Source organism: Nocardia transvalensis NBRC 15921, assembly GCF_000308875.1.
Classification (GTDB): Bacteria; Actinomycetota; Actinomycetes; order Mycobacteriales; family Mycobacteriaceae; genus Nocardia; species Nocardia transvalensis.
Genome location: NZ_BAGL01000004.1, coordinates 1 through 17,586, shown reverse-complemented (window position 1 = coordinate 17,586; position 17,586 = coordinate 1). Strand labels below are relative to the sequence as shown.

At 67.9% G+C, this 17,586-nt stretch carries 15 protein-coding genes, 1 tRNA gene, 1 other RNA gene and 1 pseudogene; 7 read left to right on the top strand and 11 right to left on the bottom strand.

The features are described from left to right. Positions 1 to 28 precede the first annotated feature (28 nt). On the top strand, positions 29 to 853 hold the full coding sequence (locus tag ON41_RS02450) for a methyltransferase domain-containing protein (protein WP_040744744.1): 825 nt from the start codon (positions 29 to 31) through the stop codon (positions 851 to 853). Here ON41_RS02450 and ON41_RS02445 read toward each other — a convergent pair whose 3' ends face one another. Further along, complete coding sequence (locus ON41_RS02445) at positions 854 to 2,140, bottom strand: aspartate aminotransferase type Ic (RefSeq protein ID WP_040744743.1); 1,287 nt, start codon at positions 2,138 to 2,140, stop codon at positions 854 to 856. Between the two features lie 173 nt (positions 2,141 to 2,313). Beyond that, positions 2,314 to 2,408, bottom strand: an RNA gene (ffs, locus tag ON41_RS39615) — signal recognition particle sRNA small type. A gap of 182 nt (positions 2,409 to 2,590) precedes the next feature. Here ffs and ON41_RS38740 point away from each other — a divergent pair. Next, positions 2,591 to 3,583, top strand: a complete 993-nt coding sequence (locus tag ON41_RS38740; protein ID WP_157185333.1) for a hypothetical protein — start codon at positions 2,591 to 2,593, stop codon at positions 3,581 to 3,583. Positions 3,584 to 3,637: 54 nt separating this feature from the next. Here the strand turns inward: ON41_RS38740 and ON41_RS02435 are convergent. The 3 genes from ON41_RS02435 to ON41_RS39945 form a co-directional block, all read right to left on the bottom strand. After that, positions 3,638 to 3,723 (bottom strand) — tRNA-Ser (locus tag ON41_RS02435). An 80-nt stretch (positions 3,724 to 3,803) separates the two neighbouring features. Further along, positions 3,804 to 4,355, bottom strand: a complete 552-nt coding sequence (locus tag ON41_RS02430; protein ID WP_040744742.1) for a TIGR03086 family metal-binding protein — start codon at positions 4,353 to 4,355, stop codon at positions 3,804 to 3,806. A gap of 107 nt (positions 4,356 to 4,462) precedes the next feature. Beyond that, a complete protein-coding gene (locus tag ON41_RS39945; RefSeq protein WP_157185332.1) occupies positions 4,463 to 5,917 on the bottom strand; it encodes a WS/DGAT domain-containing protein in 1,455 nt (484 codons plus the stop codon). Between the two features lie 102 nt (positions 5,918 to 6,019). On the opposite strand from ON41_RS39945, the gene qcrB reads away from it, so the two are divergent. Continuing rightward, positions 6,020 to 7,642, top strand: coding sequence for a cytochrome bc1 complex cytochrome b subunit (qcrB, locus tag ON41_RS02420; protein ID WP_040744740.1), 1,623 nt, complete (start codon positions 6,020 to 6,022; stop codon positions 7,640 to 7,642). 51 nt (positions 7,643 to 7,693) lie between these two features. Here qcrB and ON41_RS02415 read toward each other — a convergent pair whose 3' ends face one another. Next, positions 7,694 to 7,906 carry a DUF397 domain-containing protein gene (locus tag ON41_RS02415; RefSeq protein WP_040744739.1) on the bottom strand — a complete coding sequence of 71 codons (213 nt, stop codon included), beginning with the start codon at positions 7,904 to 7,906 and terminating at the stop codon, positions 7,694 to 7,696. A 398-nt stretch (positions 7,907 to 8,304) separates the two neighbouring features. On the opposite strand from ON41_RS02415, the gene ON41_RS02410 reads away from it, so the two are divergent. Genes ON41_RS02410 through ON41_RS02400 form a run of 3 tightly spaced genes read left to right on the top strand, consistent with a single transcriptional unit; the run spans position 8,305 to position 10,546 of the window. Beyond that, positions 8,305 to 8,775: a DUF309 domain-containing protein gene (locus ON41_RS02410; protein WP_040744738.1), complete on the top strand. Its 471-nt coding sequence runs from the start codon at positions 8,305 to 8,307 to the stop codon at positions 8,773 to 8,775. A gap of 35 nt (positions 8,776 to 8,810) precedes the next feature. Then, entirely contained in the window at positions 8,811 to 9,749 is a 939-nt protein-coding gene (gene gluQRS / locus ON41_RS02405) for a tRNA glutamyl-Q(34) synthetase GluQRS (protein WP_040744737.1), read from the top strand. A gap of 44 nt (positions 9,750 to 9,793) precedes the next feature. After that, on the top strand, positions 9,794 to 10,546 hold the full coding sequence (locus tag ON41_RS02400) for an RDD family protein (RefSeq protein ID WP_040744736.1): 753 nt from the start codon (positions 9,794 to 9,796) through the stop codon (positions 10,544 to 10,546). Between the two features lie 63 nt (positions 10,547 to 10,609). Here ON41_RS02400 and ON41_RS02395 read toward each other — a convergent pair whose 3' ends face one another. Further along, complete coding sequence (locus ON41_RS02395) at positions 10,610 to 11,164, bottom strand: DUF4190 domain-containing protein (RefSeq protein WP_040744735.1); 555 nt, start codon at positions 11,162 to 11,164, stop codon at positions 10,610 to 10,612. 49 nt (positions 11,165 to 11,213) lie between these two features. Between ON41_RS02395 and ON41_RS02390 the strand changes: the two genes are divergently transcribed. After that, entirely contained in the window at positions 11,214 to 11,987 is a 774-nt protein-coding gene (locus ON41_RS02390) for a queuosine precursor transporter (protein WP_085995595.1), read from the top strand. Between the two features lie 58 nt (positions 11,988 to 12,045). Here ON41_RS02390 and tgt read toward each other — a convergent pair whose 3' ends face one another. The 4 genes and pseudogenes from tgt to ON41_RS02370 form a co-directional block, all read right to left on the bottom strand. Beyond that, a complete protein-coding gene (gene tgt, locus ON41_RS02385; RefSeq protein ID WP_040744733.1) occupies positions 12,046 to 13,290 on the bottom strand; it encodes a tRNA guanosine(34) transglycosylase Tgt in 1,245 nt (414 codons plus the stop codon). A gap of 212 nt (positions 13,291 to 13,502) precedes the next feature. Then, complete coding sequence (locus ON41_RS02380; protein WP_040744732.1) at positions 13,503 to 15,437, bottom strand: ABC transporter ATP-binding protein; 1,935 nt, start codon at positions 15,435 to 15,437, stop codon at positions 13,503 to 13,505. Positions 15,438 to 15,519: 82 nt separating this feature from the next. After that, positions 15,520 to 17,253, bottom strand: a complete 1,734-nt coding sequence (locus tag ON41_RS02375; protein ID WP_040744731.1) for an ABC transporter ATP-binding protein — start codon at positions 17,251 to 17,253, stop codon at positions 15,520 to 15,522. 85 nt (positions 17,254 to 17,338) lie between these two features. Further along, positions 17,339 to 17,586: pseudogene (locus tag ON41_RS02370) on the bottom strand (RrF2 family transcriptional regulator); the annotation flags it as partial.

Genomic DNA, 17,586 nt, shown 5'->3' with positions numbered 1-17,586 from the left:
GGTGCCGACAGAGAGAACGGCAAGGGATATGGCGCCCACATCCAGCTCCTCGTTTTCCGGCTTGATTCCGGACCGTTTCGATCGGGACGGCCGGGATCAGCTCATCGATGTCCGCGATCTGCAGGCGACTCTGCCGGGGATTCGCCGGCTGCGGCGCTGGGCCCACGAGGCCCTCGATCCACAACCCGGCGAGTACGCGGTCGATATCGGATCCGGTACCGGTCCGGAGGTTCTCGCGCTCGCGGCGGCGGTCGGGGAGAACGGCGCGGCCGTCGGTGTCGAGCCCGATCCGGAGCTGCTCGCGGCGGCCGAGCGGCGGGCGGGGGACGCCGGGTCGCTCGCCCGGTTCGTTCCCGGCGACGCCTACAACCTGCCGCTGGGCAACGACAGTTGCGATGTCGTCCTGTGCGAGCGGGTGTTCCAGCACCTGACCGCGCCCGCCCGCGCCGCCGGTGAGATCGCGCGGGTGCTGCGGCCGGGCGGCCGGGTCGTGGTGATGGATACCGACTGGGGTTCGGCGGTCGTGCATCCCGGCGACCGGAATGTGGTGCACGAGGTGATCGAGACGCTGATCGCCAACACCACCGCGCCGTTCGCGGGTCGCCGACTACCCGGGCTGCTCACCCGGTCGGGGCTGGTGATCGACGATGTGGGTTCGCACGCGCTGGTCCAGGACGCGGCCGTCGGCGCGGGTGCGCTGGTGGGCCGGGTCTCGGCGATGGCGGTGGCCCGTGGCGCGATCACCGAGGAGCAGCGCGCGCAACTGCTCGCCGATCTCGAGGCCGGGGCCCGCACCGGCGATATCCACCTGTCGGTGACGATCTTCGCGGTGCTCGCCCACAAACCCGAGTGATCAGTTGTCCAGGTACTTCTCGGTGGCCGCGAGCAGGACGCAGGTTGCCAGCCCGTTCATCGCCGCCTCCAGATCCGCGAGCGACGGGAAGCTCGGCGCGATGCGAATGTTCTTGTCCTCCGGGTCTTTCCGGTAGGGGAACGCCGAACCTGCGGGGGTCAGCGCGATGCCGGCGTCCTTGGCCAGCCGCACCACGCGGGCGGCGGTGCCCTCCAGCACGTCGAGGCTGATGAAGTAGCCGCCCTTGGGCTCGGTCCAGGACGCGACCTTCGACGCTCCCAGCCGCTCCTCCAGGATCCGCAGCACGAGCTTGAACTTGGGCTCGAGGATGGCACGGTGCTTCTGCATATGCGCCCGCACACCCTCGGCGTCGCCGAAGAAGCGCACGTGCCGCAGCTGGTTGATCTTGTCCGGGCCGATGCTCTTCTTCGCGACGTGCTTCAGGTACCAGTCCAGGTTGGCGGCGGATCCGCCGATGAAACTGACGCCCGACCCGGCGAAGGTGATCTTCGAGGTGGAGGCGAAGACGAAGGGGCGGTTGGGGTTTCCGGCGGCCGCGGCCAGCCCGAGGATGTCGATCACCGGCTCCGCGGTGTCGGTCAGCGGGTGCACGGCGTAGGCGTTGTCCCAGAACAGCCGGAAGTCGGGCGCCGCGGTGGGCATCGAGACCAGTTCGCGGGCGACCTCCTCGGAGAAGGTGACGCCCGTGGGGTTGGAGTAGTTCGGCACCGCCCATAGACCCTTGATCTGCGGGTCATCGGCGACCAGGGCGGCGATCGCGCGCACGTCCGGACCGTCGTGGCCGATCGCGATCGGGATCATCTCGATGCCGAGCGATTCGGTGATCGCGAAGTGCCGGTCGTACCCGGGCGCCGGGCACAGGAACTTGATCGGCCCGTCCACCCAGCGGCTGGGCGAGTCGACCGTGCCGTGCAGCATCGCGTACATGATGACGTCGTGCATCAGCTCGAGGCTGGCGTTGTTGCCGGCGAGCAGGTTCTCGACGGGGATGCCGAGCAGTTCGCCGAAGATTGCGCGCAGCTCCGGGAGTCCTTGCAGCCCACCGTAATTGCGGCAGTCGGTGCCGGCGCCGTCGCGGAAGTCCTGGTCGCCGGGGAGCGTGAGCAAACCGGCCGACAGGTCGAGCTGCTCCGGTGACGGCTTACCCCGCGTGATGTCCAGCGTGAGCTTCTCGGTCTTGAGCTTCGCGTAGTTCGCGTTCTGCGTCTCGTGTTCGGACACGAGTTCCGCATGGCTCATCAAACCGATCTGCGTTTGCCGGGGCATCCTGAGGGCCTTTCAAGCAGCGAGGTACAGGTTCGCGGACGAGCGCCCCCCACGCCGGTCCAGCCGACCACGTTACCCGGCGGGCGAGGTGTGATGCATGCGACTTCGGGATCTCTCCGACATTCCGGGCATCCGCCCGCAGACGAGGCGCCGATGAAAGAGATCCCCCATGAAATAGGGGACCCCGCGCACCCGGCAGAGCCCGTTGACCCTTGCTGCCTTCCGGCCCTGGGGGAGTTCACAGGATGCACGCCGCGCGGGATCCATCGGCCAGTGTAGCGACTCGGGCCGAAACCACCGAACCGGACCCTCATACCCCGTCTCACCTCGGCGAACGCATATCGCCCAGGTGCCCCCACAACTGGGCCCACGACGTCGGGCCCCTGAATGGCTACGATCTGTGCGACATTTCGAGGGGGCTTCCGCGCCACTACCGGAGGATTTGATTCAGTGACAGGCACCAACCCACCGCACGACCGGGATCAGCCCGGCGGGCAGACGAACGAAACCCAGTGGTGGTCGACGCCGCCGTCGAATCCTGGCACTCCGGTCACGGGTACGGAACCGACCGTCATGGGCGGCGGCGGGCACCAGGGCCCGGTGACCGGTACCGACCCGACGGTGCTGGGGGCCGGATTCGACAACTATCTGGGCACGCCCCAGCCGCAGTACCCGCAGCAGGGCCAGCCGCAGCCCGGCTATCCGCCCCAGCAGCCACCGCCGCCGTACGGCGGTGCGCCCTACGGCCAGCCGTCGTATCCGGCTCAGCCGTACCGGCAGCCGCCCAAGAGCGGTAGCGCCACGCCCTGGATCATCGGCGGCGCCGTCGGTCTCGTGGTGATCGTGGGCGTCGTGATCGGCATCGTGGCGCTGGCCGGGAAGGACAGCGGTGGCGGCGGCGGCCTGCCGGGTACGGACAAGAAGACCGACGGCAACTACGCCATGTCCACCGTCACCGACGCGTGCACGCTGGTCGACCCGACCGTGCTGAAGAAGTGGGCGCCCACGCCCGACGGCGCGAACGAGCACACCGAGCGCCAGCCCGACAGCAGCTACGCCGGCGGCTCCCTGGAATGCCGGGCCAAGTACACCGGCGCCGGAAAGTACGGCAGCGACGACTCCACCCTGGACTTCGAGGCCGACTTCCAATCCCAGTACGGCTCACCGGACTTCAACAACTGGAAGGACTACGACACCAAGACCACCGGCAGCGGCCGCACCTCCGGCACCATCGCCGGCCTCGGCCAGGACGCCTACTACGCGATGTACGAGCAGAAGTACTCCAGCTTCGTCACACTCGACTACACCTGCGCGGTCCTGGACTCCAACCTGTCGGCCAAGGTGAAGCTGTCCATCGACTCCCCCGCCGCCACCAACAAGGACGAGGTGGGCACGGTCTGCAAGGAACAGCTGAAGAAGGCGCTCACCGCCCTGCACAAGTGACCGAAATAGACCACCGGCCGGGAGCACGCGATGTGCTCCCGGCCGGTGTGTGCGCGGAGGATGCGGGATTCGAACCCGCGAGGGCTGTTAACCCAACCCGCGTTCCAGGCGAGCGCCATAGGCCACTAGGCGAATCCTCCGTCGAGGAGCATACCGGGCAGGGCTCGCCGGTGTAAAAACGGCCGCCGTTCCGGCGCTGGACCGGCGGTGATCGCCATGGTCAGGCGGCGGTCCAGTGAGGGTCGCGGCCGGTGACGGCGACGATGCGGTCGAGTAGCGGGGCGTCGCCGGGCACCTCGACGGCGGCGCCCCAGAGTTCGGGGACGGGGGCGGCGGGGACGAAGACGGCGACGTGGTCGAGGCAGGCGCGCAGGGTTTCCTCGGGCAGGTCGACCGGGTGGCCGGTCGCCGCGGCGAGATCCCAGCCGTGCACGACCATCTCGGTGAAGGCGATCTTCCCCCAGGTCTCGTTCGGCAGCGGCAGACCGCCGGGAGCGCTGACGCCCTGCCACGCCACCGGATCGGCCCAGGCCTCGCCCAGCGTTCCGACGGCATCCGCGACCGCGGCGAGGTCGTCCGAGGGCCGGGCGGGACGCGGCCCGGTGGCCTGCCCGCGCGCGAGTTCGGCGAAGCCCAGGGAGACCTCGGCGATGTGATCGATGAGGCCTGCGACGGTGTAGTCGGCGCACGGCGTCGGGCGGCCGAGCTGCTCGGCGGAGACGGAGGCCAGCAGATCGATCATGGTGTGGCAGGCCGGTTTCAGGTCGATCACGGTGCTCTCCTCCGGGTCGCTCGGCAGGGCACGGCGCGCCCCTCCCTATACGACACCGCGCAGTATCGGAACTCATCGGTGGTCGCTCATCCCACGTCCGCGGGACCTCACTCGTCTGCGGGGACGCGGCTCAGCGCGTCGACCGTTTCGGTCAGGGTGGTGTTCAGGAGGGCGGCGTATACGTCGATGTCGGGGATCACCTCGGGGTCCGCGTGGATCGAGACGGTGATCGTGCTGCCGAGGCCGTGTATGCCGTGTGTCAGGTGCATGACGGTGCCGAGGGCGGGGAATCCGGCGGTGAAGCGGACGGGGGCGCTGCCGAAGGTCAGGTCCGCCGGGCCGCGGTTCACGCTCGAGACCACGGTGTGGCCGGTGAGGGTGTCGGGGACCTGGTCGATCGGATAGGTGGCGATATCGCGGCGCAGCACCGGAGCGGGGAGCACATCGGTGACGCGGCCCCCCACCGCCGTCAGCGGATGTCCGGACCGGACACGCCGCGACTCCAGATCCGCGGCTATGCGTTCGGCCCGTCGCCGCGGATCCCGCTCCGCGCCGTGCAGTTCGACGGCGAGATCGCGATAGTTGTTGCGAGAGTGTTTGTTTCGCGCCGGAACAGCCATGGACACCTGCGCGGACAGTTCTGCCGGTTCGCCACGCTGAGCGAGGTACCGATCCAGTGCGGCGCCGATCGCGGTCAGCGCCACCACGGTCACGGTGTAGCCCGGAACGCGCAAGTCATCCCGGACCAGCATGCGCACAATATGCGAGGTGGGCTCCGGCGACCGGTTCAGCATCGTGGCCGGGAGGCTCGCGGCGGGCGGCGGCACCGCACTCCGCTCGGTCAGCTCCGCGAGTGCCCGCCGAGCCCGTGCGGCCGCAAGCCCGCGAACCACGGTACGCACCAACCTAACCGGGAATGACATGATCGAAAATAGCTCTTCCCCAACAACTCTCGCTTGAACTACCAGACCCGCTACTCGTTCGGCCCCGGGAAACACCCAGCCTCCACAACTCTCGCCACGGTCCGCCGACCCGCTGTAGAGGCCCGCCAGCCGACGCGGCGCACCCGCGCCCCGCCCGTTGTCCACAGGCCACGAGGAGTCACTCTCGCTGAACAACGCCCGCGCAATACCCGCCGCCCGCTGCCCGTCGGCCAGCGCGTGCGACACCTGAAGCACCACCACCAGCGCAGGATCCTCACCCCCGGGCGCGCCGGTGACGCCACGAAACAGATGCACCCGCCACGGACATTCGTCCGCACGGACGCCTCCCCCGAGAAGACCGCCCAGCGCCGCCACCACCTCCTCCCACGTGCTCCCTGAAACCGTATGGTCGACAACCCGATCACCGGCGGACCCCCACACCCACACCGGGTAGGCGAACCGCCGTTCCCGCACCCGCACGGTCAGATCCGGAATCCGCGCACTCCGCTCCGCGACGACCGCGCGCAGGTCGGCGAGGGAACGGCCCGCATCGGTGAAGCAATAGAGCAGGAAGAGATCGTTGCGGGTCCGGTGCGACAGCCAGTACCTGGTGGCGTCCTGGGGTGTCAGCGCGTCCATCCCGCCGACGATATCCGCCGAACCCATCGATCCGGCCGGCCGCCAGTGCTACGCTCTGTAGTAGAAGATCGAACCGTTCTCTCCCTGGGTGGGGTGACTGCCATGGCAGTACGAGAAGGCGCCCTCGAGCGGCGGATCGCCGCACAGGCCGATTCCTTCGACGAGCGATACCGAGCGGCCGCGTTCGTCAAGCGATCCATCAACAAGGTCTTTCCGACGCACTGGTCGTTCCTGCTGGGCGAGATCGCGCTGTACAGCTTCATCATCCTGCTGTTGTCCGGCGTGTACCTCACCCTGTTCTTCGATCCGTCGATGACGGAGGTCGTCTACAACGGCACATATCAGCCGCTGCGCGGGGTGACCATGTCGCGCGCCTACGAATCGGCGCTGCAGATCACCTTCGACGTCCGCGGCGGCCTGTTCGTCCGGCAGGTACACCATTGGGCCGCACTGCTTTTCGCCGCGTCGATGATCGTGCACCTGTGCCGCATCTTCTTCACCGGCGCGTTCCGCAAACCGCGCGAGGCCAACTGGGTGCTCGGATCGATTCTGCTGATCATCGCCATGTTCGAGGGTTTCTTCGGCTACTCGCTGCCCGACGATCTGCTGTCGGGCACCGGCCTGCGCGCCGCGTTCTCGGGCATCATCACGAGCACCCCGGTGATCGGAACCTGGTTGCACTGGCTGGTTTTCGGCGGCGACTTCCCCGGCGACATCATCATCCCGCGCCTGTACATCGCGCACGTGCTGCTGTTCCCCGGCATCATGCTGGCGCTCATCGCCGCCCACATCGCGCTGGTCTGGTATCAGAAGCACACCCAGTACCCCGGCCCGGCGCGCACGGAGAAGAACGTGATCGGCACCCGGATCGTGCCGGTGTTCTCGCTGGACCAGGGCGCGTTCTTCATGTTCACCCTGGGCGTGGTCGCGATCATGGGCGGCGTCCTGCAGATCAACCCGATCTGGAATCTGGGTCCCTACAACCCTTCTCAGGTCTCGGCGGGCACGCAGCCGGACTTCTACCTGATGTGGACCGACGGCTTCCTGCGCCTGTTCCCGGCCTGGGAGCTGTACATCTTCGGGCACACCGTGCCGGGCGCCTTCTCGGTGGCGATCGTGATGCCGCTGATCTTCGTCGCCCTGATCGGTTACCCGTGGATCGAGAAGCGTCTCACCAAGGACTACGCGCACCACAACCTGTTGCAGCGGCCCCGCGACGTGCCGGTCCGCACGGCGATCGGCGCCATGTCGCTGACCTTCTACGTCACGCTGACCCTGGCCTGCGTCAACGACATCATCGCCTTCAGGTTCGACATCTCGCTCAACGCGACGACGTGGTTCTTCCGGATCGCGCTGCTGCTCGCGCCGCCGCTGGCCTACTTCGCCGCCTACCGGCTGTGCCTGGCCCTGCAGCGCAGCGACCGCGCGGTGCTGGAACACGGCATCGAGACCGGCGTCGTCCGGCGCCTGCCGCACGGCGAGTACATCGAACTGCATCAGCCGCTGGGCCCGGTCGACGACCACGGGCATCCGATTCCGCTGCCCTATCAGGGCGCGCCGGTCCCCAAGAAGATGAACCGTCTCGGCCTGTCCGGCAAACCGGGCACCGGTAGTTTCTTCCGCGCCGACCCGCCGGCCGAGAACGACCGGCTGCGCGCCGACGAGCACGACCAGGAACGCGAGCAGCTGGCGATCCTGCGCCGCTATCAGGACGGCGAGGACTGACCTGCGAAGGCCCCGAGCCGCTGCCCGGGGCCTGGTCAGCCGGTTCGACGCCTAGCGCGACCGCTCGAATCCACCCTCGCCGACCCGCACGACGAAGGCGTCCCACGCGCCCGGCGCGAATGCCAGCTCCGGTCCGCGGCCACCGTCCTTGGTATCGCGAACTGCGACATTGCCGTCCACTAGAAAAGCGACCTCCACGCAGTTTCCGTCGGGGCCGCTGTATGTGCTTTTGCGCCACACGGCACCGGTCGAATCAACCTTCACGGCACTGCTCCTCTGCTGCGTCGAGAACGAGATAAACCTGGCATTTCTCTTCGAGACCGAGATTCCCGCCCTATCCAGGAATCCCGCGATGCGCCTGGTGACAGCGCGCAACATTGCGTGTATTGCGTTCATCGCGCGTACGGGAGACCGGCACGATGCAGGGGTTATGCCCCCGAGGTGCACGGTAGCAGCACCACACAATGTGGCGCTGGTTTCTTTTCGTTTTCAATCGTGCGTATTCCGATGAAGAATGTCCGGGTATTTGATAGCGGAATAATTGCTGGATGTACCAGAATGAAGATTCACAAATGTGCTCCGTACAAGAATTCTCGTACGCTCGTACAACCGCGCCGGACCCCGGAAATCGTCGCGGCCGCAAAACCGTGGATCATGGAGTCGTGGTCGAACGCGATCGAGACGATGCCGGACATGCCCGAAATGCCCGTCCCCGGGACCGGTTCGGGCGCCCGTTGCCGCCCGGTAGCGTCGGCGTCGAGCGCATACCGGACGATCTGGACCTCGGGCCCGAGGAGACCCTCGACTTCGCGCAGCGCCTGCTCGACGACGGATTGGCCTTCAACGCCCACGAGGTCCTGGAGGCCGCCTGGAAGAACGGGCCGTTCGCGGAGAGGATGCTGTGGCAGGGTCTGGCCCAGCTCGCCGTCGGCCTCACCCACATCCAGCGCGGCAATCCCAAGGGCGCCCGCACCCTTCTCGAGCGCGCGGCGGGCCGCCTCGACGCCTACGGGCCGGCTCCCTACCGCATCGACGGCCCGGGACTGATCGCCCATGCCGAGGACCTGCTGGCGGATCTGGCCGCCGGGCGCGCGATCGGCGAGGACCGCCTGCGTCCCCGTCTACGCGCCTGAACACGGCATGCGCGCACTCCCTACGATGGACCGGCATGTCCATCGGTGAGCAGGCGCCCACGCGGCCCGGCGCCGGGCGGTTCGCGCCCAGCCCGTCGGGCGACCTGCACGTGGGCAATCTGCGCACCGCGCTGCTGGCGTGGCTGTTCGCGCGGTCGACCGGGCGTGCCTACTATCTCCGCGTCGAGGATCTCGACCGGGTGCGTCCCGGCGCGGAGGAACGCCAGATCGCGGATCTGGCCGCCCTCGGCCTGGACTGGGATCCGCCGATCGTGCGGCAGTCGGAGCGGCAGGACCGCCACCGCGCCGCGATCGAGACCCTGGTCGCGGCCGGAGCGACCTACGAATGTTTCTGCACGCGTAGGGAAATCCAGCAGGCCGCGACGGCGCCGCACGGGCCGATGGGCGCCTATCCGGGCACCTGCCGCGACCTCACCGACGCCGAACGCGCCGAACGCCGCGCCGAGGGCCGGCCCGCGGCACTGCGGTTGCTTTCGCGGACAACCGAATTCGAGATCGTCGACGAAATCCACGGGACTTACCGGGGAGTGGTGGACGATTTCGTCCTGCGGCGCGGCGACGGCACCCCCGCCTACAACCTCGCCGTCGTGGTCGACGACGCCGAACAGGGCATCGATCAGGTGGTGCGCGGCGACGACCTGCTCGCCTCCACGCCGCGACAGGCCTACCTCGCCGCGCTGCTCGGATACACGGTTCCGCAGTATGCTCACGTTCCGCTGGTACTCAACCGCGACGGTAAGCGGCTGGCCAAACGTGACGGCGCGGTCACCCTGGCCGATCGCGCGGCGCTGGGCGAGACGCCGCGGCACGTGTTCGCGCTGCTCGCGGATTCGCTCGGCTACACCGGATCCACCCCGACCGAACTGCTGAAAGACTTTCGACCGGATACGCTGCCGCGCGAGGCCTGGCGACTCGATCCACAGAACATGGTGAAATCCAGCCGGAATCCGTAACCTACGCAGAAGCCCGAAGCCACAACCATTCACGAGGACATTTGATGACAAGCGGTGGGTACGACCCCAACCAGTTTCCGCAGGGCGGACAGCCGTATGGCCAGCCGTATCCCCAGGGCGGTGGACAGCAGTATCCCCAAGGCGGCCAGCAGTACCCGCAGGGCGGACAGCCGCAGTACGGGCAGCAGCCCCCGCAGCAGCCGTACGGGCAGCAGTACCCGCAGGGCGGTCAGCAGCCGTACGGACAGCAGGAGCCGTACCCGCAGCAGCCGCAGCAGCCCTACGGCCAGCAGCCGTACGGGCAGCAGCCCCCGGGCCAGCCGTACGGGCAGCCCTACGGCCAGCAGCCGTACGGCGCTCCGGGCGTTCCGCCGGGCGCGGTTCCCGGTGACCTGGGCATCCGGCTGGGCGCCCGTGTGATCGACGGTCTGATCATCGGCATTCCGATCGCGATCATCTTCTTCTTCATCGGCAACAGCCTCGGCGTGCAGATCCTCGAGGGCATCGTCGCCGCGCTGGTGTACGTCGGCTACTACGTCGCGCTGGAGTCCTCGCAGGGCGCCACGCTCGGCAAGAAGATCCTCGGCCTGCGGGTGGTCGCGCCCGGCGGCGGCAACGTGGACGCGGCCGCCTCCTTCAAGCGCAACGCGTGGTACCTCGCCGGGATCATCCCGTGCCTGGGGTCGCTGATCGAGCTCGGCCTGATCATCTACATCGCTGTGACGATCTCCCAGGACCCGAACAAGCAGGGCTGGCACGACAAGTTCGCGGGCGGTACGCAGGTCCTCAAGGGCTGACACGCGCACGAACGAAGGGGCGCACCCGGTTTCCGGGTGCGCCCCTTGTGTGTGCCCGCGAGGTCAGCTCGACGCGACGATGCTGACCACCACGTAGATGATCTGCAACACGATGGCCGCGACGCCGACCCAGATGCCGGCCAGCGCCAGGCCGCGGCCGTCACCGCCGCGCTCCTTGATCTGGTTCAGCGAGATGATGCCCAGCACGATCCCGACGATCGCGCCGATGCAGGTGCACAGCCCGAGGACCGACGCGATCAGGGAGCCGATCGCCAGGCCGTTGGTGCCCTGGGCCTGCTGCGGGTAGCCGTAGGGCTGGTAGGCGCCGCCCGCCGGATAGCCGTATCCCGGCTGGCCGTACGGCTGCGGCTGACCGTACGGCTGGGCGCCGGGCTGGCCGTAGGGCTGCTGGCCCGGCTGCGCGTAGGGCTGCGCCGGCTGCTGCGGATAGCTCGGATACGACTGCTGCTGCGGAGGCGTCTGCTGCTGCGGGGGCGGAGTCACCGGCGGCTGCGCGGACGGAGGCGGCGGCACCGAAGCGTGGCCCCCCGACTCTGACGACACACCCTCGCCACCGTATTGCTTCCACCACTCGTCGGAATCGCCGGGATTCGTCATTGCCACAGCCTATTCCACAGCAACCTTCGGCCGGTATCGTCGTCTCTTCGTGAGCGATACCAGTCAAAAACCGGAAATCGACGGGTCTGGACGCCCCGCGGCCGAGCACGCAGCATTCGCGCAGGCCGCGGGGGGTCCGTTCACGTTGATCGTGACGCTGTTCACGGCAACCCTGATGATTTCCAACATCTGTGCCACCAAGGGCGTGCAGTTCTTCGCGGACAAGCACGTGTCTCTCGGGCCGATCGAGATCCTGCCGATCACCACCGACGCGGCCTTCTTCCTGTTCCCCCTCGCCTACGTCATCGGCGACATCCTGAGCGAGGTGTACGGCTTCCGCGCCGCGCGCCGCACCATCTACTACGGATTCGCCATGCTGATCCTGATGGTCCTGTGCTTCTGGATCGCCATCGGGCTGCCCGCGGCCGGCTTCTACGAGAATCAGGACGCCTTCCGCACGGTGGTCGGCACGACCCCGCAACTGGTCGCGGCCGGACTCGCCGGGTACGTCGTGGGTCAGTTCCTCAACTCCATGACACTGATGCTGATCAAGGAGCGCACCAAGGAGAAGCATCTGTGGGCCCGGCTGCTCGGCTCCACCGTCGCGGGTGAGTTCGGCGACACGCTGGTGTTCTGCTCGATCGCCGCGACCGCCATCGGGATCGACTCCTGGGGCGCGTTCATCAACTACGTGATCGTCGGCTTCGTGTGGAAGACGATGGTCGAGGTGTTCATCCTGCCGATCAGCTACCGCTGCATCGCCTTCCTGAAGAAGAACGAGCCCACCTATAAGCCCTTGGATCGGCCTGCGATTCGGAGTTGATGGTGGATTCCGGCCGAAAGCGTGCCGGAAAATGGAGGTGGCGGCGCGCTGGCGGGGGCTACGGATTGCTGACGCGGCCCTGCCAGCGGCCCAGGGCCTCTGTTTTGAAGTCGTCGAAGTAGCCGCCGTCGATGCTGGCGCGGATGCGGTCCACCAGGCGGACGGTGAAGCGTTCGTTGTGGATCGTGCACAGGGTGGCCGCCAGCATCTCCTTCGCCTTGAACAGGTGGTGGAGGTAGGCGCGGGTGTAGTGCGCGCAGGTGTAGCAGTCGCACGTCTCGTCGATGGGGGTGAAGTCGCGGCGGAAGCGGCTGGTGTTGATGTTGAACCGGCCGGCGTCCAGGTAGACGGCGGCATTGCGGGCGACGCGCGACGGGTTGACGCAGTCGAAGGTGTCCGCGCCGTTCTCCACAGCCACGAACAGGTCCTCGGGCTCGCTGATCCCCAGCAGGTGGCGCGGCTTGTCCTCGGACAGCTCGTCGGAACACCAGCCGACGATGGTGCCCAGGTTGTGCTTCTCCAGCGCGCCGCCGATGCCGTAGCCGTCGAAGCCGGTGCCGCCCGCGCCGCGCATCGCGTCCAGATCGCTACACGCCTTGCGGCGCAGGTCCTCGTACTGCGCGCCCTGGATCACCGCGAACAGCGCCTGGTAGGGACGGTGGGCGCGGGCGGCGGTGAGCCGCTCGTGCTCATCGATGCAGCGCTGCGCCCACTCGTGCGTGCGCTGTAGCGACTTCTCTTGATAGCCACGGGTATTCATCAATGTGGTCAGCTCATCGAAGGCGAACATGATGTCGGCGCCGAGCCGGTGCTGGATGCCCATCGACACCTCGGGGGTGAACCGGTGCTTGGAGCCGTCCAGATGGGAACGGAAGGTGACGCCGTCGTCGTCCACGACCGCCAGCCGCTCCTTCCCCTTGGCGATGACGTCGTCGTTCTGCACGCCGACCGACTCCATGGCCAGCACCTTCTTGAATCCGACGCCCAGCGACATCACCTGGAACCCGCCCGAATCGGTGAACGTCGGCCCCGGCCAGTTCATGAACGCGCCCAGGCCGCCAGCCTCGTCCACGATGTCCGATCCGGGCTGGAGGTACAGGTGGTAGGCATTCGCCAGCAGCGCCTGCGCCCCCAGTTCGGCCATGGTCTCCGGCAGCACGGCCTTGACCGTGGCCTTCGTGCCCACCGGGATGAACGCGGGAGTCGCGATGGCGCCGTGCGGGGTGGTGATCACGCCCGATCGGCCGTGCCGTCCCTCGAGGCGGGTACCGACGGTGAAGGAGAAGGACGCGGGATCAGGCACGGGGCAATACTGCCAGTCGCGTGTTCCCGGCCAAAAGCACGCCGGGAAATGGAGGGAGGCACGCCGGGAAGGGAGAGCGGCACGCCGGGAAGGGAGGGAGGCACGCCGGGAAGGGAGAGCGGCACGCCGGGAAGGGAGGGAGCGCAAGCAGGGAAAGCCAACCCGGCGCAACGCCAACCCTCATTTCCCGGCATGCTTTTGGCCGGGATCTCCTACACCGCGTCGACCGGTTCTTCGTCCACCAGGTCCTGATCTACAGCCGCACCGGCGAATTGGGCGTTGTAGAGCTTGAAGTACGCCCCGCGCCGGGCGAGCAACTCGTCGTGGGTGCCGTGTTCGACTATGTGGCCGGCCTCCATGACCACGATCGTGTCGGCGTCTCGGATGGTCGAGAGGCGGTGGGCGATGACGAAGCTGGTGCGGTCGCGGCGGAGGGCCGTCATGGCCTGCTGGACCAGCAGTTCCGTGCGGGTGTCGACGGAACTGGTGGCCTCGTCGAGGATCAGGATGGTCGGCTTGGCCAGGAAGGCGCGGGCGATCGTGATGAGCTGTTTCTCGCCGGCGCTGACTCCCGAGCCCTCCTCGTCGATCACCGTGTCGTAGCCGTCGGGCAGGGAGTGCACGAACCGGTCGACGTAGGCGTCCCGCGCGGCCGCGACGATGTCCTCCTCGCTCGCGGTCGTATTGCCGTAGGCGATGTTCTCGCGGATGGTGCCGCCGAACAGCCAGGTGTCCTGCAAAACCATGCCGATGCGGGAGCGCAGCCGGTCGCGGGAGATGCGGGTGATGTCGACGCCGTCGATGGTGATCGCGCCGGAGTCCAGCTCGTAGAACCGCTCCAGCAGATTCACCAGCGTGGTCTTGCCCGCGCCGGTAGGGCCGACGATGGCCACGACGTGGCCCGGCTCGGCGACCAGCGACAGCTCCTCGATCACCGGCTTGTCGGGCTCGTAGCGGAACGACACCGTGTCGAACTCCACCCGGCCGCGGTCGATCGTGCGCGAATCCTCCTCCTCGGGATCCGGCACCTGCTCCTCGGCGTCCAGGATCTGGAAGATCCGCTCGGCCGACGCCACGCCCGACTGCAGCAGGTTGATCATCGAGCCGATCTGCGTCAGCGGCTGGCTGAACTGCCGCGAGTACTGGATGAACGCCTGCACCTCGCCCAGCGACAGGCTGCCCGACGCCACCCGCAGCCCGCCGACCACGGCGATCAGCACGTAGTTCAGGTTTCCGATGAACATGATGACCGGCATGATCAGGCCCGAGATGAACTGCGCCCGGAAGCTGGACTCGTAGAGCTTGTCGTTGCGCTCGTCGAACTCGCGGCCGACCTCGCGCACGCGGCCGAAGGCGGTGACCACCTCGTGGCCGGTGTAGGCCTCTTCGACCTGCGCGTTCACCAGGCCGGTGTACTTCCACTGGTCGACGAAGTGCGGTTTGGAGCGCTTGGCGATCTGCGCGGTGACGATCACCGCCGCGGGCACCGTGAGCAGTGCGATCAGCGCCAAGAGCGGCGAGATCCAGAACATCATGATCAGGATGCCGAATACCGACAGCACCGAGATGAGCAGCTGGCTCATGGTCTGGTTCAGGCTCTGCGCGATGTTGTCGACATCGTTGGTGACCCGGGAGAGCAGGTCGCCGCGCGGGGTGGAGTCGAAGTAGCTCAGCGGCAGCCGGTGGATCTTGTCCTCGATCTCGCTGCGCAGCCGCTTGACCGTGCGGTTGATGACCAGGTTCAGCAGGAATGCTTGCAGCCAGGTGAAGACGGCGGCCGCCAGATAGAGCGCCAGCACCACCAGCACCACCCGGCCCACCGCGCCGAAATCGACTCCGGCGCCGGGGGTTACGTGCATGCCGACGAGCATGTCGGCGAGCCGGTCCTGGCCCTGGGCGCGCAGGCCCTCGATCGCCTGGTCCTTGGTCACTCCCGCCGGAAGCTGTTTGCCGATGACGCCGTCGAAGATCAGGTTGGTGGCCTTGCCCAGTAGCTGCGGGCCGAGGGTGTTGAGCACCACCGCGGTGACCGCGAGCACGAGGATCGCGATCAGGTAGATCCGCTCGGGAGCGAGCCTGCGCAGCAGGCGCTTCAGCGACGGGCCGAACGATTTGGCCCGAGTATCGGGTGCGCCCGGATTGGGCATGCCGGGCCTCACCGCGCCTCCAGCCGTGTCATGCGGGACACCCGCACCCGGTCGGCGCGGCAAGCGGCTTCGCAAGTGTGTCTCACCGCGCCTCCTCCGCACTCAGCTGCGACTCCACGATCTCGCGGTATTCCGCGCAGTCGCGCAGCAATTGCTCGTGGGTGCCGATGCCGGCCATCGCGCCGTCCTCCAGCACCACGATCTGGTCGGCGTCGCGCACGGTCGAGATTCGTTGGGCCACGGTGATGACCGCGGATTCGGCGGTCTCGGGCCGCAGCGCCTCGCGCACGCGGGCGTCGGTGGCGACGTCGAGTGCGGAGAAGCAGTCGTCGAACAGGTAGATCTTCGGTTTCTTCAAGACCGCACGGGCGATCGCCAGCCGTTGCCGCTGGCCGCCGGAGACGGTCGTACCGCCCTGGGCGACAGGCGTTTCCAGGCCCTGCGGCATATCGCGGACGAAGTCGGCGGCCTGCGCGACCTCGAGGGCGTGCCAGAGCTGCTCGTCGGTGGCCTCCGGATCGCCGTAGCGCAGATTGGAGGCGACGGTGCCGGAGAACAGATACGCCTTCTGCGGCACCAGGCCGATCTGGGAGCGCAGCAGGTCGAGATCGATGTGCCGCACATCGGTGCCGCCCACGTAGACCGCGCCGTCGGTGACATCGATCAGCCGCGGAATCAGGTTGAGCAGCGTGGTCTTTCCGGCGCCGGTGGACCCGACGATCGCGGTGGTCTTCCCCGGCTCCACCTGGAAATGAATGGCGCGCAGCACCGGCTCCTCCGCGCCCGGGAACTTGAATTCGGCGAACCGCAGGTCCACCGATCCCGGATCGGAGGCGAACGGCTGCGGCAGCGGGGGCGGGCGCACCGACGACTCGGTCTCCAGCACCTCGGCGATGCGCTCTGCCGAGACCGCCGCGCGCGGCGCCATCATGGCCAGGAACGACGCCATCATGACCGCCATCAGGATCTGCATGATGTAGGCCAGCATCGCGGTCAGCGAACCGATCTGCATCTCACCCGCGTCGATGGCGTGGCCGCCGAACCAGATCACCGCCACCGTGGTGAGGTTGCTGATCAGCATGACCGCGGGGAACATCAGCGCCGTCAGCCGGCCGACGTACAGCGACGCCTCGGTCAGCTCGTTGTTGGCGACGCCGAAACGCCAGGTCTCCTGCCGCTCGCGCACGAAGGCCCGCACCACCCGGATGCCGGTGATCTGTTCGCGCAGCACGCGATTGACCGCGTCGATGCGGACCTGCATGCGCCGGAAGCCGGGCACCATGCGGGAGATGATGACCGCCATGGTCAGCGCCAGCGCCGGCACCGCGATCAGCAGCAGCCAGGACAGGCCGAGGTCCTGCTTCAACGCCATGATGATGCCGCCGACGCACATGATCGGCGCCATGACCAGGATGGTCGCGCTCATCACCACGAGCAGCTGGACCTGCTGGACATCGTTGGTGTTGCGGGTGATCAGCGACGGCGCGCCGAACATGCCCACCTCGCGCGCGGAGAAGGTGCCGACCCGGTGCAGCAGGGCCGCGCGCATATCCCGGCCCGCGCCCATGGCCGCCTGCGCGCCGAGGTACACCGAACACGCCGAGGCCACGATCTGCACGCCGGTGACGAGCAGCATCCACAGGCCGGTATTCCAGATGTAGCCGATATCGCCCTTGGTGACGCCGTTGTCGATGATGTCGGCGTTCAGGCTGGGCAGGTAGAGCATGGCGATGACCGAGACGAGTTGCAGCGCGACGACCCCTGCCAGCTGGGTGCGGTAGGGGCTCATGAAGCCGCGTAACAGTCTGATCAACATGATGGGTGCAGGCTACCGCGTCGAACCGACAGGTGCCCCGGCGTTTTCCCGCGACACGAAGGCCCGGAATTCGCCCGTCGGCCGGTCAGCTCGCGGCCGGTCCGGGACGCCGCGCCCAGGCCCCGGGATCGCTGGTCAGCTCGCCGACGAAGGACGGCAGTTCGTCCGCCGCGATCTGCGCGATCGACACCCGCTCGAGGACCGCGCGGATGTTGACCCGCAACGCGATCCACACCGGTTGCAGCGAATGCGCCGCGCCGCCGTAACTCACGTCCTCCGGCCGCTGCCCGCGCACCGAGGCGAGCGGGCCCTCCACCGCGCGGATCACGTCGG